The sequence below is a fragment of the Streptococcus cristatus genome (assembly GCF_003944225.1).
GTDB lineage: Bacteria > Bacillota > Bacilli > Lactobacillales > Streptococcaceae > Streptococcus > Streptococcus cristatus_K.
Map to the genome: position 1 here is coordinate 387,871 of NZ_RJPN01000001.1, position 15,207 is coordinate 403,077.

Consider the following 15,207-nt stretch of genomic DNA (forward strand, 5'->3'; position numbering starts at 1 on the left):
ATCCCTACCCCTCTATAATATCTTGAACAATTTTATCCAGATTATCTTTTTCAAAGAACCTCAGACAGTTTTTACTCATTTCATCATGATGTTCGTCAATATACTCAACACATTCTAAAACAGATTCCGGTGTCATATCTTTTGCACATTTTCCAATGCCATACTGCTCAAAAGGTCTTAACAGGCCTAAAACATTTGTTCCAATCATCGGAACTCCGAAGGCACTATATTCGTAAATTTTATTGGGTGCACAATAGAGAGCGTTTATGATTGGATGCAATTTTGATTGTGTTGGAATATATGGCGTTAAACCGATATGAGCATACTGGATAAACTCTAAATGAGACGGAGCAGTATGATAACCCAAATAAACAATGTTAGGATTTTCATCCAACAACTTATTTAAATAAGTTTCACTAGATGCATTCCTACCAATTACATATAAAGCATAGTCTTCACGATTTCGGATTGCCGCTGCAAATTCTTTTATATTTCTCTCAGGAGTAATAATTCCTGAATAGAGAAGAATCTTCCTTGTTTCAGTCTTGATTTTGTCCAGCGCCGCTTGAGTTGTTTCAGATATTTCTCCACGATTTATTGAATACGGTTTATTCGGTAAAACAGTAGGAACTTCTTTCAAATTCCACCAAGCTTGTTGGATATAAGCTCTATCTAAATCTGGCACAATAACCTTATAAGCTTTTCGAGCATATTCATCAATTGGAAAATCAAGGGCTTTGATATTTGTAAAATGTGGAAATCTCTGAATCAGTTCCATCAATTGCATCACATGCTTATACTCAAACAGTTGTTCTCCTAATACTTTAATAGCAACATCAGTAGTTGTCCAAAGAATATCTGACGTTTTCATTGATGCTGCAACAGTTTCTCTAATCGTTTTTCGATTTAAAAAAACTCGAACAATTCTTGATTTCAATCCAGACCCAAGATCGTAAGGAACGCAAATATAGTTGAAATCACTATTATTCTGCATGATTACCGGTATTCTGTGTCCCTCAGTCGAACTAATCAAATCCACTTTTACATGGTGATGTAAAAGATTCTCAATAAGACTAATGACTGGCGGATACCACAAAAAATCTCCTATATGTACGACTGTAATTTTATTATATTTTCCCATTAAACAACCTATTCTATGTCAATGACGTCAATTTATAAATAATCTTCCAAAATTTTAACAATTTTTGCACTAGCGAAACCATCACCATAAGGATTGCTAGCTTTGCTCATCTGATTGTAAAGTTCTTGATTTGTCAATAGTTTAGTGAACTCGTTATAAATTGTTTCTTCTTCTGTCCCAACAAGTTTCAGAGTCCCTGCCTCCACACCTTCGGGACGCTCTGTCGTATCACGCATAACAAGAACTGGTTTACCGAGAGAAGGTGCTTCTTCTTGAACCCCACCAGAATCTGTTAAAATCATATAAGACTGCTTCATAAAATTATGAAAATCAATAACTTCTAAAGGTTCAATTAGTTTAATACGTTTCTCACTACCAAAAACCTTGCGAGCAATTTCGCGAACCTTAGGATTTTTATGGATTGGATAAAGAACTTTCACATCTGTATGTTCTGCTAAAACACGCTTAACGGCCTTGAACATATTTTCCATAGGTTGGCCCAAGTTTTCACGTCTATGAGCAGTTAAAAGAATCAATTTGCTATCATTTACCCAATCCAAAATTGGATTCGTATAAGATTCAGTAATGGTTGTACGTAAGGCATCAATAGCCGTATTGCCAGTAACAAAAATTGTTGATTCTTTCTTACCTTCTTGTAACAGATTTTTCTTAGCTTGATCTGTTGGAGCGAAATTAAAATCTGAAACGATAGAAACAGCCTGTCTATTAAATTCTTCTGGAAACGGACTTTGAAGATTATAAGTTCGCAAACCAGCTTCCACATGCCCAACTTTAATATTTGAATAGAAGGCAGCTAATGAAGTAGCAAATGTTGTTGTCGTATCACCATGAACTAAGACAATATCGGGCTTTTCAACTTCTAGAACCGGCTTAATTTTATCCAAAATAGCCGTTGTAATACTATAAAGCGTTTGTCCTTCCTTCATAATGTCCAAATCATAATCAGGAACTATATCAAAAACATCTAACACTTGTTGCAACATTTCTCTATGTTGTCCGGTTACACAAACAAGTGTTTCAAACTTATTACTTTTCTTTAGTTCTTTAACCAATGGACACATTTTGATGGCCTCAGGGCGTGTCCCAAAAACCAACATTACTTTTCTCATAAGTTATTCCCTTCCTTAAGCCAATTTATACAACTATTTTCTATAGACAATCTTTTAAGTTCGTGCAATTCTATTTTTCAAACATGGATTTATTAGGATAACGATCTTGAAAAGCCTGCAAGATTACTTTCTTCGATTCTTCAAAATTATCAACCTCACCGTCATTCAAACAAATTAAGCTATGCTTGCTAAACTTAATGTCTTCAACAATTACAGTTAAATCACTATATATATTGTAATATTTACCAAAACTTTCTTTTCTAGGAATAAACTTTCCTTGACAAAGTTGCCAATAACGCATTAACCAATGGTTAATATCTTGATTTGTCCTAAATTTATGACTAGATGTTTCTTCTAATAGCTCTTTCTCTTTTTTCCATACCATATAAAATGTAGATTTTTTATAACTGACAGGAATATGAGAATCATAAAATCCTAATATGCTTTTCCAAGGTAATACACAAAAATTTTTTATTAAATGTTTACCATATTTTAAATTAAAAAATTTAAAAAAATTCTTTTTAATTACCTGTCTAGCATTAAAATAATCATTGATAATTTCTACATTGTTCAGCACTATACTCCCAATCGTCCCCCTACTTGGAACAATAGGACTAAATATTCCTGTATCTCTTGGATTACTATCTTCAAAAAAATCTTCAGGTCTAACTGATTTGTTTATTAGCATATCGTCATTAAATAACACAAAGTATTCTGACAAATCGCCAATGTTGCTAATATTCAACTCAATTACATTAGAATTAAAAGTAGGCAAATACTTTTCATCAATATAATCTTTATGACGAATATGTACTAATTTTTCACAACTTAAATCCAGCCATTCAGGTATATGACCTTCAGTTATTAAAAAAATTTTGTTGACCCAAGGTGCATTTTGTTCAACTGCGCGAAACCAATATTTCATAAACTCCCAGTCACGATAACGCGCGTCAGAGTTCATGATTTGATTCTCACTATCTGTTGCAAACATGGTTTTACTTTTTTTCCATACTGGGTCATTCCCATTAACCCATGTCACAACAAAATCAATTTTTTCTATCATTTCCTTACCCTCAATTTTCTAGATGTCTAATAACCTCTCCATTAATTGTAAAGATGTATAATGATTATTATATAAAGATTGAGAGACTTTTGTTCGTTCAATCACTTCACTGTCTGAAGGCTTAAAATTATCCAATAAACTTGCCAAAGACTCATGATCTTCTGAAGGATAAAAAAGTACAGAGCTCTCATCTACGTAGTCCCTAACTGATGGAATATCATTTACAATGATTGGAACTCCAAGTGACATTGCTTGCAACATTACCATATGTCCAGCAGATAGGTTAATATCTTTCAAAGATAACACCAAAGCTTCTGAATGATGCATAACATCTCCAAATGTCTCTACAACTACATCTGATAATACTTGAACTTTTGAATCATGCGCTGGTACTTTCCAAGGTTGAGTAGCAATCACACAAGGTAAGGTATTGTCAGATTTTTCAACGGCTTTAACAAGCGTTTCATAATCACGATTACTTCCTCCCCCTGAGAAAAAGAATTTTTCAGGAAGTTTACCTTGATAAGAGTCATTATTTTCATAATCTAAACCATAATGTATAAACTTAAATTTCTCTTGATATTTAGGAAAAATCTCTGAGTAATACTCAACTTCTTTGTTGCTATACACCACTACACGATTTACATTTTTTAATGTTCTATTCACCAAATACTTTCTCAAATTATAATAAATTTTATTTCTTTTGGGTTCAAAAAGAAAACCAGCTAGCGTAATATCAATTCCTTTATCATTAAACAAACCTAAAAATATGCCTACCAGAGGATTTAAACAAACAATTTTTTTTACATCTTTTTCAATTAATTTCTTAGCATAATTATAAGACTTTTTCCACATTAGAAAATGATAAAAAGGACTACCAACAATTTTGAAATTTCTAACTTTTCGAATCAATGGAGTTTCATAAGTAGTAATAACTACTTCACTACCTCCTTCTAAAGATTCATAAAATTCTTTCAAGTCTCTTCGAATTTCACTATCCAATATTATTAAATTTTTCATTAGTTAATTATCTCCCTCAAAATTTATACTAAATTTAGAATCGCTTTATACTTATCTTTAATTTATTATAGCAACCAACAAACTTATTTTCATTAGCTAAGATGATTCTTTCATCTTTAAAACAATACTATACAAAGCTACCTCCCGTTCTTGTTACAAAGGTGTGGTATAAGTAACATTGTCTTAGTATAAATCTTTTCTAAAACCATTGCGGTCACATATGAAATAAAAACTAATAATAGAAATACTAACAATGCAATTCTTGGTGAATATATTAAACTTGGTATTAGTTTATAACAGTAAAAACTGTGTGTCAACCACATGAACATACTACGATTACCAAGTTCCCTTAGAAATTTTTTTGCATGTTTCTTATTAGAAAGGGCATATTTAAAATATAAAATAAAAGCTGGACATATCAAACTCATAGAACTAGGTATTCGTGCTCCAATTATTAAGAGAAAGAAAAATATGAATAGTAAAAATAATAGTCCAATTATATTAGCAAATTTTTTACAAAAATAATCTATTCTTTCCATCACTATTGTTTCATACCTAGTGACTATAAAACCTATACCAAATGCAATAATAGGGGTGNAATTAGGAACAAAAATAAAAAAAGAATTTGAAGCAAGTAATCTATATCCTACAAAATGAAATACTGATAAAGTAACAGTTAGTAATAAAATTTTTATAGAAGATATTTTATAAAGAAAAGGTGTTATTAATAATAAAAATATATATAGAGTCACAAACCACCATTCTCCATTATAGCTTGTTTTTAAAGCAGTCAGATTAAAAAATAGGCTTAGGGGTGTGATCTCTACTTTCCCAACTAAGAAAGTAATTGGAATAAAAAGAACAAAAACTAGCCAATATCGTAGATAAAAATCTTTGATTCTATTAAAAAAATCATTAACAGTTTTTTTCTTTGTTTTAGCAAGCCCATATCCACTAATAAACAAAAAAATTGGAACACAAACATTACCAAATTTTGCTAACGTAACCGTAAAGTTGGAATAGTGTAAACCATTCGGAATTCTATCTGAAAATGCAAAAAGATGATGAAATAGCATTAGCAAAATTGCAATCCCTTTGATTTCTTGACTTTCCTCACGAGTTAAAAACACAGTTATTTTACCTACTTTCTTTCTCAAACTCTTTCCACCTTTGTTCAACTAATATATAACATTGAAGTACCTATATTTATACTAATCTTCTGTCTATGTCGATTCAACTATTCTTTAAACTTTAAATAATTAATAAATTTTTATAAAGAACAAAATAAACTATACTTAACAATTAAATTATTTTTAATCGTTTCGTTATTCCGACAATTTTTCATATTGATTTGAAAAATTATTTATATAGCTCTCCAGAGAAAACATCTCTTTCTGACGTTTCATCGAAGTTTGTCCAAATTCGCTGATTTTTTCTGGATTATCTATTAAATTCTGAATAAGTCGAGATAAAGCTTCAGAATCATTTGGTTTCGCTAACAAACCATTGATATCTTCTTCTACCATTTCACAAACACCACCATGTCGATAGCCTACAATCGGCTTTCCACATGCCATTGCTTCTAGCACTACTGTTGGTAGCGGATCTGGATTGGTACTTGGAAGCACAAAAATGTCAAACATATTATATAGCTCATTCGTATTAGCGTAATAATCAATACGCTTAATCTGTTCAGCTACTGGTAGGGAAGCAATTCTTGCATCCAACTCTTGCACGCGCCATTCTTCACCCTCAAAAGCACTCCCTGCTAGGAAAGCTACTATGTTAGAGTTACCTTTCAAAATCGGAATTACTGCATCTAAAAAATCATTCTGACCTTTCCATGCATTCACGCGTCCTATCATTCCAATAACCATGGAAGTCTGATCAATCTCAAATTGTTCCCGAATAGATTGATTATCTTTTGGATAATAAGTAGCATTATCCACTCCATTGTAAATGACAGAAATTTGCTCTTTATTCACAAAACGAGATGCCAATACATGATTTGCAACTGCTTCTGAAACTGTGATAATTCTATCAGCATATCGTCCCATTAGAATATTAATGAAATCAGAAACAAATTTAGGTCTAACAATGATTTCATGAACATGCCATAAAAGAGGCAACTTCAACTTCCGTTTGAGGTAAATTCCTTCCAAAACAGCCGTTGTATTATTATGAACAAGGTCAATCTGATGTTGTTTCGCATAAGTGGCAATCTTTTTAGCATAGCGATGATAGGAGCGGATATAGTCAATCATGCCTTTGGGATTAAAATATTTCCGTCGAAGAATAGGATATTCTATAACTTCAACTTTAGCACCCACTTGACGCAAAGCTTCAACTAAAACACCTTTGTTTGGTAAAATCACATGTGCTTCAAATTCTTGCTTATCCAGTCCTTTAATTAACTCTAATAAGACCTTATCTGCTCCATACATTTCTGCACCTGCATGTAAGTATAAAATCCTCTTCATTACCTATCCCTTAAACACCTTTTCATACTCACTAACAATCTTCTCCCAAGTAAAAGATTGATTGATTCGCTGGCTTGATTGATAATCTAATTTTTCAATTGCTGTGTTATCCAACTGCTCTGCTTTATCAATAATCTGAGCTAGTTCATCCTTCTTCCAATACATCACCCCATCTTCTCCGACCTCACGATTAAATCCAACATCAAGCAGAAGATTGAGCTTCGTTGAAGACAGTGCTTCTAACAAAGACGGATTGGTTCCACCAACTTCATGACCATGGAGGTAAGCAAAAGCATGCTCACGGATATACTTGAGCAACTCTTGGTCATAAACCGTCCCAACAAACTTGACACGTGGGTCTTTGTCAAAACCAGTCTCTTGACGCAGTTTCTCATAAAACTTATTTTGCTCAACATTGGTAATCAAGACAAAATCTTTCTTAGAGTTAGACTTCATAAAACCACGAAGCATAGCTTCATAATTATTTTCTGGTACGAAGCGTCCAACTACAAGATAATATTCATTCTCACGGACACCTTTTTCATCATACCAAGAACGCACTTTTTCATCTGAGGATGTCAGTTGTGATCTAGTTGTGTCAGTCCCATAAGCAATATAAGTTGTATTTGGTTGATAACGAGTATAGTCCGTTTGGATATACTTTTCGATATTCTTACTATCACAAATCAAAAGGTCTGCGTGCTTCACCATAAGGCGTTCGGAATGTTTCCAATATTTACGAACAGGCAAACTCCATTTAGCTCGTAGCCACTCATGTCCATCTGGATTAACCATCAAAGTGCTGCCCCCAAGAGCTTTGATTTTCTTTTTTAGATTTGAAATAAATGGACCAATTCGACAGGCTAAAATGTAAAATACTGGTGCTTCGTCCTTATTTTTCTTTGCTATTTCAATTGCCTTGTTGAGGGCAGCAATATCATAAGCGATTGCACGAGCCGGTCCAATATTCGGAACATCAATGTTAAAGCATGTGGCACCATTATGTTCAAAAACATCCTCTGTTATTCCAGACTTAGCTGAGTTTTCACGCATACAAGCGACATAATATTGAATGTCTTTATCCTTTTGAAACTCTGTTAATTTCTCTACAAAAGTTTCAAATCCGCCATATTTAGCTGGTATTCCTTTAGAACCGATAATATAAACTGTTTTTCCCATTCTCTCTTCCATCATAAATAGAGAGGAGGAAGTAGAACTACTTCGCTCCGTCTTTCATTAGTACGACTTTAACAGTCTTTAGTAAAATTTTAATATCTGACCAGATGGTCCAATCATCAATATAAGACACATCTAGTTTTACAACATCATCAAAATTCGTGATTTCGCTGCGGCCACTGACTTGCCAGAGACCTGTGATTCCTGGCTTGAAACTCAAACGTTTTTTCTGCTCAGGCGTGTATTTTTCATACTCATCCACAGTTGGTGGGCGTGTACCGACCAGGCTCATATCTCCTTTGAGGACATTCCAAAACTGAGGCAGCTCATCCAGACTTGTCTTGCGGATAAAATGTCCAATCGGTGTGATACGAGGGTCATTATCGACCTTAAACATACCGTCTGACATCGTATTTTGCACCATCAGCTCTTTTTTACGCTCTTCCGCATCCACAGCCATAGAGCGGAATTTATAAAATTTAAAGATGCGACCATTCTTCCCAACGCGATCTTGAGAGAAAATAGCTGGACCACCATCTTTTTTGATCTGAGGCACTAGGAAAATAGCGGCTATCCCACAAAGCAGCAAGCCAAATAGGGCACCAACAATATCCAGAAGTCGTTTCAAAAGAACATGGTAGTAACTATAAAAGCGAGTCGAAAACGTAACAATATTAAAACCAGCCACATTGCGAATGCGCTTCTCGCCATTGGTTGGAAAATCTAGGGCATTGATATTAACATTGACATCGATTCCCATATGCTCAAACTGAGAAATCAAATCTTCCAAGCGATAAAGATCGCTAGGTAGGTTGATAAACACCTCATCCACTACTGACCGGGTTGCGTACTCTATCATATCTTTTTCCAGCACCACATCAAAAGCAGAACTTGTAAAAGAAGGATCGTCCACTACTGTAACTGCCACTATCTGACCAGCAAAATCTTGTGCTTTTTCTATTTGAGCAAAAAACTTTTCTATCCTAGAACTTGTAGTAATGACAAAAACCTTTGTACTATTTTTTGATCTAGCATGAATAGAAGAATAGTAGTTTTTGAACAAAATATTGGCCACGTAAACTAGTAAACCATTTAGTAAGATAAAATAAATCAGCCCCCGGCGAGAGATAGAAAAGTGTTCCTCCATGATAAAGGAAGCAAAAGTGACAAAGAGGGCATAGAAGACACTGTATTTTAAAGTTTGGATAAACTCTACAAAGTAACCTCTGCGGAAAAAGTGATGAAAATAATTACTGATGTAAAAAGCAAGGATGTGAAGCAAAGAGAGGATAAAGACACTTGTCCTTGTCAAGTCAGAATTAGAAATAAAGCTCACTAAAACCGCTGCCAGCATAGACACCAGCAGTTCCAATACAGCTACTCCTAACTCTTGAATTTCCCTTTGCTTTCTAAACATACATTACTTCTCGCTTTTCTTTTCTTCTCTCAAACGATCTCCATAGTTTCCGTAGGAACCATAGAAACCGTATTTATCTGCTTCGACATTATATTTATTTAAGATTACACCAAGGAAAGGAGTAGAGGACTGCTCCAGCTGGGTCTTAGACTTTTGAACCATTTTCCGTTTCACTACATTACTAGCAACGACTAACATGCTTGCATCACAAAACTTGGAAATAAGAGTCGCATCTATGACCATACCGATAGGAGGAGTATCCACAATAATATAATCATAATGGCGACGGAGAACATCCATCATTACCTCAAACTTTTCGCTCTGCACAAGTGCCGTTGGATTTGGTGAGGCTTGCCCTGAAGTGATAACAAAGAGATTTTCCTCATCCGTTTCACACAATCCTTGCGATAAGTCTGTATTTCCAGACAAGTACTCTGTTAGGCCTGTGATTTTCTCACTACTCCTAAAAACACCACCAAGCATCTTAGAATTTCGAATATCCGCATCAATCAAAAGAGTCTTGTAACCCGCATTAGCAAAGGTCAGGGCCAGATTCGTTGATGTTGTCGTCTTTCCCTCTCCCGGGAAGGTAGAACTAACGGCAATCACCTTGATGTTCTCGCCACTAAGTTGGATATTGGTTCGAAGAGCATTGTAATACTCCTCTACCCTCGAAATAGAAAGTTTTTTCTTTTTTGCTAACTCTAGTATTGGCATTGTATCTCCTAACCTACCTTACTCATATCTGGAACGACACCAAGCAAGGTCATTCCTAAGACTTCTTCAATATCTTCTGGCTTCTTGACACGGTCATCAAGGATCTCAACAATCACTACTACAATGACCATCAAGACACCACCCGCAAGCACTCCAATGATGGTATTGCGACGAATGTTTGGAGAAGACGGTGTTTTCGGTGTTTCCGCTTCTTCCAGCGTTGTGACATCAGAGACTTTGGTAACAGCAATGATTTTTTCAGCAGCAACTTCACGCAAGGTATTGGCGATACGGCTGGCTTCTGCTGGATCCGCATGCGTCACTGTGATAGACACAATCCGAGTATCTGTCGGTACAGTCACTGTCACCTTAGATGCCAAGTCAGATGGTGAACCTGACAGTTTCAATTCTGAAATGACGGATGCCAAGACATCCTGAGACAGGATAATTTCCTTGTAGTCCTTTACCAAATAAGAACCAGCTTGCAAGTCTTGGTTGGTCAAGGTAGGATTTTCGCCCTGCTGACGATTGACAACGTAGATACGTGTTGTGCTTTGGTAGGTAGGTTTGGCAATAAAAACGCTGTAGCCTAGAGCTAAGATACCCGTCAATAAGGCAGTTAAAATTATTAAAAATTTCCGTTTCCAAATTGTCTTCAACAGAGACAACACATCGATTTCGATCATTTGATTTTCTTGATTCATGTATTTACTTTCTCCAGAGTTTGATTGATTAAATAAACTCGTTACTTAATAAGATTTCTTGGTTTGTCTTAAAGAGTTCTTCCGCACGCGCAGCTCCATATTTTTTCGCGACAATCTGATAGGCCTTTTGCATATAAGGCGGTCTGTCATCGAGATTGTGCATATCGCTGGCAACGAAATGAACTAAGTCCCGTTCCAGAAAGAACTGAACACGCTTTTTCATAAATTTGTAACGATCACCAAAGAACTTAGGTTTCAAAACATTTGAACTATTGACCTGCATATAGCAGCCCATATTGATCAATTCGCTGACCCTGTCTTCGTCATTTTCCAGACAGTGATAGCGCTCGATATGGGCCACTACCGGAGTCATACCGAGGCGAATGACATTGCCCAAGGCGGAATGAATATCTTTGTAGGGTGTATTCATACTAAACTCGATCAAGACATACTTGGTGCCACCTAGACTGGGGAATGTCCCCTCTTCTAGCTTTTTCAAAATATCACTAGTATAGTAAATCTCCGCTCCATATAGCACGGTCAAGTCGTCAGCAACTTGCTTGGCCAACTCCTGCACTTGCTTGAAGTTTGCCGCAATCTTTTCTTCGGGCGTCTCAAACATGCCCTTTCGGCGATGAGAAGTAGAAATAATAGTACGAACGCCCTGACGATAGCTTTCTTCGAGCAGACGTCGGCTATCCTCTAGTGCCTTAGGGCCGTCATCCACATCAAAAATGATATGTGAGTGAATATCAATCATGCTTTACTTCCCTTCCATTACTTCTTGGATCGCTGCTTTGGCAGCTGCCAAACTATTTTGATCAATTTCCATCATGTAGAGATTGGCTTCTGGCATCGCGTGGGAAGGCAGACCTGTATTTCCAGTTCCAGTCAAGGCCTGAGAAGTCACGTTATAACTTCCGCCTGACTCCAACTGAGTATTGATCAGATTCATCATCGTTTCCAAGCTCATATCAGTCTGGACAGAGTCCTGCAGTCCTGAAAGAATGGCGTTGTAATTCTTCAATGCATCTGTCGAGGTCAGTTTCTTAATGACTGCTGCAATAACCTTTTCTTGGTTCTTCCCACGATCATTATCTCCACCATTTAGGGAATACCGCTCACGGACGAAGCCTAGAGCTTGGTCAGAGTTAAGATGGACCTTACCTACAGGGAAATGGTAATTGCCGTGCAGACTAGTAAAGTCTTGGTCGTTCTCAATATCAATTCCGCCCAGCAAATCAATCAACTTGAGGAAGGAAGTGAAATTCAGGCGCACATAATAATTCAAATCAATACCGTAGAGGTTTTCCAAGGTGTGAACTGAAGCATCTACGCCGTAAATACCCGCATGAGTCAGCTTATCCGGCTGATTAAGGCCACCATCTGCAATTGGAACATAGGCATCCCGTGGTGTCGTCGTCAGCAAGACTTTCTTGGTCTTACGGTTGACTGTCATGATAATGTTAACATCCGAGCGTGACACAGAAGAAATCGGTCCATAAGTGTCAATACCACTGACATAGATATTAAAGACCTCTGCATTTGGATCTTGCTTGCCAATGGCTGTATCAATCTTCTTGCTTTTCTTGTAAGTGTAGATTTTTTTAATCTTAGAAGCATAGTCGGGGTCTTCTCCACGAATGGTATCTTCAAAAACACTATTCAAGACCATAGCCTTGGCTTCACCAGAAGTCAACGACTTATAGGCAGCGAGATAAGAAGATGCTGTATCTACTGTCAGCTCATGCCCTTGTGTCTGACTGATATTTTTCATCAGCGCTTGGATATTGTCTTGGTCATTGCCTGACGGTGCTAAGACATTTGTCAACTGCTTGAGGTCCTTAACATCACTATCTGCCGGCACCACGATACTCATCTCATACTCAGAGTAGTTGGAAGTGGAATTAACGCCAGTCGACAAGTCGACTAAACCCTTTACAGCATACATAGATACTGAACCCACAAGCAAGGATACTATTAGGATAGCACTAGTGGCCTTGCCTGCCTTACCCTTGAAAATCAGGAATCCCGATAGAACCGCCACTGCTAGGATGAGGGCTGTCACTAAGATATTCACATAGCGAAAAGCTAGAAAATGATAGCGGAAAATTGTGAAAATCAAGAAGGCCGCCAACAAAGTATAAACACCCAAGAGGGTGCTATTAACTATCTTTAATCGATTGCTTTTCTTTTTAGATTTCTTTGATCTCTGATACATTTACTTTACTGCTTTCTGTGCGAAATTACTCTAGTCTATTATAGCATAAAAATATGATTTTTTTAAGAATTTCTTAAGAATATTACATAATTGTAAAAAAATCCTATTCTTTTGTCAACGACTTCATCTTTGAAATCGAATTCAAGCTAAAACACAGAAAAATAAAGCGATACCAATGCATTGGTATCACCTTATTCTGTAAGATAGAACTCTGCTCATAAAATCCAGAGAGCCGCTAGCATATAATAAGGACATTTTAAAAATTGTGGACAAAGTTGGACAAAACGTCCTATTTTTATACTGAAAATTTTGCTCTGATCTTGACGATTATAGTAAGCCGTCTCGATCAACTTGCTCATAGGCTTGGAGACCATCATTGAGCTTGTCCCATATGACTACCTGTCCTGATCGAAGAGACTTCTGCACATCAATGATGCGCTGATTGGAGGAACCACGAAATTGTAACATGAGATTTTTCTTTGTGATATCAAAACGACCGTCCACTAGAATATCAATCAGACTCAGCAGCTCCAGCTTGTCCTCCGTTTCCAGCATCATCTCCTCCCAGGTGTAGCCCGTCCAGGACCAAATATCCTTGTCTGGAAGCTCTCTCCGAATCCGCTTGACCAAGGGCAGTAGAATGCCTGTATTGAGAAATGGTTCGCCGCCTAGAAGGGTCAGCCCCTGCACATAAGGCTCCGCCAAGTCTTTCATAATCTGTTCCTCCAGCTCTTGCGTATAGGGAATGCCAGCGTTGAAGGACCAAGTTGCTGCATTATAGCAGCCCTCACAGTGAAACATGCAACCACTGACATAGAGGGAATTGCGGACACCTTCGCCATCTACAAAGTTAAAGGCCTTATAGTCAATGATTCGCCCCTTGCTTAGCTCCTCACTTTTCCATTCTTGGGGTTTGGGATTGTTCATCTTCATCCTCCAAATCAATCCAGTAGCGCTGACTTCTGTCGATTGTATTTTCGTAAACACCGCCAGCAGAGAGAATGGTACGGCGGCTGGCTTCGTTGTCTTCATCGCAGGTAATCAGCACTCGTTCCAGTCCTTGCTTTCGAGCTTCTGCTAACCCGAGCTCCAGCTGCATCTTGGCCAAGCCCTTTCTGCGTTTGCTGGGTCGAATAGAATAGCCAATGTGGCCACCCTCCACAAATAATTTGTCATTCAAGGACAAGCGCAAGGCTAAAAAGCCCAAAGGCAAGCCAGTTTCACCAAAGGATAAAAATTGGATGGCAGGAACCCAGCCTGCTGGCAGATCCTCAATATCCTCCTGCTGCTCTACAATTCGCAACCAATCCTCATAATCCTTTGCTCGTTTCCAAGTAGAGCCCATGCCGCCGTGCATGTAGGATTTTGCAGCATCAAACTCCGCAATCATCTCTAAAATCGCGTCTTTATCTTCCACAGTTGGTCGTCGTAACTTCATAAACTTTCCTCAATCTAAATCAATCCAATAGCGCTCTTTTCCAGCTCGAATATCCTCTAATACTCCACCGTTAGCAAGAATCACTCCTCTGCTAGCAGCATTATCCCTATCGCAGGTCACTAGAGCCCGTTTTATATTTTTACCTTTAGCTACTTGCAAACCTTGTCGCAGCTGCTCTTTGGCCAATCCTTTCCTACGCGCAGACGGACGAATACTGTAACCGATATGCCCGCCTTCTTGGAGCAAATGGTCATTGAGCCGCAAACGCAGATTGAGAAAGCCCACAGCCTGGCCATCTGCAGCAAAAGAAACTAGTTGGATGTAAGGCACAAAACCTTGTGGCAAGCCTAGACCTGCCTCCGCTAGCTGAATAGTCTCCAGCCAGTCCTCATAAACAAAATCTGCTCCGCCAAAGAAGCCGTCCTGTCGGCTACCAGCCGCTTCAAAGTCAGCCAGCATCTCTAAAATCTTTTCCTTGTCTTCTAGTTTCGGTCGTCTAAGCTCCATAGTTCCTCCTGATACGAAGAGAGTGAGACCGCCTTGCGCCCCACTCTGACTTCTATTATTTCTTGTTCTTTTCTAAAAATTGCTGACGCAGTTTGGCTAATCGCTCTTTTTTGCCATTACCGCCACGCGAATGTTTTTCATGGAAACGCTGCACCTGAGCCTTTCCTTTGTCGTCCAATTGATACTTTCCCAT

Annotated in this window: 16 protein-coding genes; all 16 read right to left on the minus strand. The window is 37.5% G+C overall.

The window, feature by feature from the left end:
* Nucleotides 1–4 precede the first annotated feature (4 nt).
* A complete protein-coding gene (locus tag D8797_RS02100) occupies nt 5–1,141 on the minus strand; it encodes a glycosyltransferase family protein (protein ID WP_125379069.1) in 1,137 nt (378 codons plus the stop codon).
* A 32-nt stretch (nt 1,142–1,173) separates the two neighbouring features.
* Nucleotides 1,174–2,271 carry a non-hydrolyzing UDP-N-acetylglucosamine 2-epimerase gene (gene wecB / locus D8797_RS02105; RefSeq protein ID WP_125379070.1) on the minus strand — a complete coding sequence of 366 codons (1,098 nt, stop codon included), beginning with the start codon at nt 2,269–2,271 and terminating at the stop codon, nt 1,174–1,176.
* Between the two features lie 70 nt (nt 2,272–2,341).
* Nucleotides 2,342–3,334, minus strand: a complete 993-nt coding sequence (locus D8797_RS02110) for a stealth family protein (protein ID WP_125379071.1) — start codon at nt 3,332–3,334, stop codon at nt 2,342–2,344.
* Nucleotides 3,335–3,352: 18 nt separating this feature from the next.
* Nucleotides 3,353–4,354, minus strand: coding sequence for a glycosyltransferase family protein (locus D8797_RS02115; RefSeq protein ID WP_049508892.1), 1,002 nt, complete (start codon nt 4,352–4,354; stop codon nt 3,353–3,355).
* A 137-nt stretch (nt 4,355–4,491) separates the two neighbouring features.
* On the minus strand, nt 4,492–5,484 hold the full coding sequence (locus D8797_RS02120; RefSeq protein ID WP_446677492.1) for an acyltransferase family protein: 993 nt from the start codon (nt 5,482–5,484) through the stop codon (nt 4,492–4,494).
* A 195-nt stretch (nt 5,485–5,679) separates the two neighbouring features.
* On the minus strand, nt 5,680–6,834 hold the full coding sequence (locus D8797_RS02125; RefSeq protein ID WP_125379073.1) for a glycosyltransferase family 4 protein: 1,155 nt from the start codon (nt 6,832–6,834) through the stop codon (nt 5,680–5,682).
* Between the two features lie 3 nt (nt 6,835–6,837).
* A complete protein-coding gene (gene cps2T / locus D8797_RS02130; protein WP_125379074.1) occupies nt 6,838–8,013 on the minus strand; it encodes a beta 1-4 rhamnosyltransferase Cps2T in 1,176 nt (391 codons plus the stop codon).
* A 37-nt stretch (nt 8,014–8,050) separates the two neighbouring features.
* On the minus strand, nt 8,051–9,427 hold the full coding sequence (locus D8797_RS02135; RefSeq protein WP_125379075.1) for a sugar transferase: 1,377 nt from the start codon (nt 9,425–9,427) through the stop codon (nt 8,051–8,053).
* Between the two features lie 3 nt (nt 9,428–9,430).
* Nucleotides 9,431–10,144 carry a tyrosine-protein kinase gene (locus tag D8797_RS02140; RefSeq protein ID WP_125379076.1) on the minus strand — a complete coding sequence of 238 codons (714 nt, stop codon included), beginning with the start codon at nt 10,142–10,144 and terminating at the stop codon, nt 9,431–9,433.
* Nucleotides 10,145–10,152: 8 nt separating this feature from the next.
* On the minus strand, nt 10,153–10,848 hold the full coding sequence (locus D8797_RS02145; RefSeq protein ID WP_125379077.1) for a CspC family polysaccharide chain length determinant protein: 696 nt from the start codon (nt 10,846–10,848) through the stop codon (nt 10,153–10,155).
* A gap of 28 nt (nt 10,849–10,876) precedes the next feature.
* On the minus strand, nt 10,877–11,608 hold the full coding sequence (cps4B, locus tag D8797_RS02150) for a capsular polysaccharide biosynthesis protein Cps4B (protein ID WP_125379078.1): 732 nt from the start codon (nt 11,606–11,608) through the stop codon (nt 10,877–10,879).
* A gap of 3 nt (nt 11,609–11,611) precedes the next feature.
* Entirely contained in the window at nt 11,612–13,069 is a 1,458-nt protein-coding gene (gene cpsA, locus D8797_RS02155) for an LCP family glycopolymer transferase CpsA (RefSeq protein WP_125379079.1), read from the minus strand.
* A gap of 327 nt (nt 13,070–13,396) precedes the next feature.
* The gene (nrdG, locus tag D8797_RS02160; protein WP_185780823.1) at nt 13,397–13,996 is read right to left on the minus strand and encodes an anaerobic ribonucleoside-triphosphate reductase activating protein; all 600 of its coding nucleotides are present in this window, start codon (nt 13,994–13,996) and stop codon (nt 13,397–13,399) included.
* Nucleotides 13,962–14,507 carry a GNAT family N-acetyltransferase gene (locus tag D8797_RS02165; RefSeq protein WP_125379081.1) on the minus strand — a complete coding sequence of 182 codons (546 nt, stop codon included), beginning with the start codon at nt 14,505–14,507 and terminating at the stop codon, nt 13,962–13,964. The genes nrdG and D8797_RS02165 overlap by 35 nt, the downstream gene beginning before the upstream one ends.
* A gap of 9 nt (nt 14,508–14,516) precedes the next feature.
* Nucleotides 14,517–15,014, minus strand: a complete 498-nt coding sequence (locus D8797_RS02170) for a GNAT family N-acetyltransferase (protein WP_125379082.1) — start codon at nt 15,012–15,014, stop codon at nt 14,517–14,519.
* A 55-nt stretch (nt 15,015–15,069) separates the two neighbouring features.
* On the minus strand, nt 15,070–15,207 hold the full coding sequence (locus tag D8797_RS02175) for a hypothetical protein (RefSeq protein WP_005592063.1): 138 nt from the start codon (nt 15,205–15,207) through the stop codon (nt 15,070–15,072).

Excerpts from the sequence above, each read along its gene's own strand:
- D8797_RS02100 (WP_125379069.1), bottom strand. The coding sequence starts at position 1,141 with ATGGGAAAATATAATAAAATTACAGTCGTACATATAGGAGATTTTTTG.
- wecB (WP_125379070.1), bottom strand. The coding sequence starts at position 2,271 with ATGAGAAAAGTAATGTTGGTTTTTGGGACACGCCCTGAGGCCATCAAA.
- D8797_RS02110 (WP_125379071.1), bottom strand. The coding sequence starts at position 3,334 with ATGATAGAAAAAATTGATTTTGTTGTGACATGGGTTAATGGGAATGAC.
- D8797_RS02115 (WP_049508892.1), bottom strand. The coding sequence starts at position 4,354 with ATGAAAAATTTAATAATATTGGATAGTGAAATTCGAAGAGACTTGAAA.
- D8797_RS02125 (WP_125379073.1), bottom strand. The coding sequence starts at position 6,834 with ATGAAGAGGATTTTATACTTACATGCAGGTGCAGAAATGTATGGAGCA.
- cps2T (WP_125379074.1), bottom strand. The coding sequence starts at position 8,013 with ATGGGAAAAACAGTTTATATTATCGGTTCTAAAGGAATACCAGCTAAA.
- D8797_RS02135 (WP_125379075.1), bottom strand. The coding sequence starts at position 9,427 with ATGTTTAGAAAGCAAAGGGAAATTCAAGAGTTAGGAGTAGCTGTATTG.
- D8797_RS02140 (WP_125379076.1), bottom strand. The coding sequence starts at position 10,144 with ATGCCAATACTAGAGTTAGCAAAAAAGAAAAAACTTTCTATTTCGAGG.
- D8797_RS02145 (WP_125379077.1), bottom strand. The coding sequence starts at position 10,848 with ATGAATCAAGAAAATCAAATGATCGAAATCGATGTGTTGTCTCTGTTG.
- cps4B (WP_125379078.1), bottom strand. The coding sequence starts at position 11,608 with ATGATTGATATTCACTCACATATCATTTTTGATGTGGATGACGGCCCT.
- cpsA (WP_125379079.1), bottom strand. The coding sequence starts at position 13,069 with ATGTATCAGAGATCAAAGAAATCTAAAAAGAAAAGCAATCGATTAAAG.
- nrdG (WP_185780823.1), bottom strand. The coding sequence starts at position 13,996 with ATGAACAATCCCAAACCCCAAGAATGGAAAAGTGAGGAGCTAAGCAAG.
- D8797_RS02165 (WP_125379081.1), bottom strand. The coding sequence starts at position 14,507 with ATGAAGTTACGACGACCAACTGTGGAAGATAAAGACGCGATTTTAGAG.
- D8797_RS02170 (WP_125379082.1), bottom strand. The coding sequence starts at position 15,014 with ATGGAGCTTAGACGACCGAAACTAGAAGACAAGGAAAAGATTTTAGAG.
- D8797_RS02175 (WP_005592063.1), bottom strand. The coding sequence starts at position 15,207 with ATGGGAAAGTATCAATTGGACGACAAAGGAAAGGCTCAGGTGCAGCGT.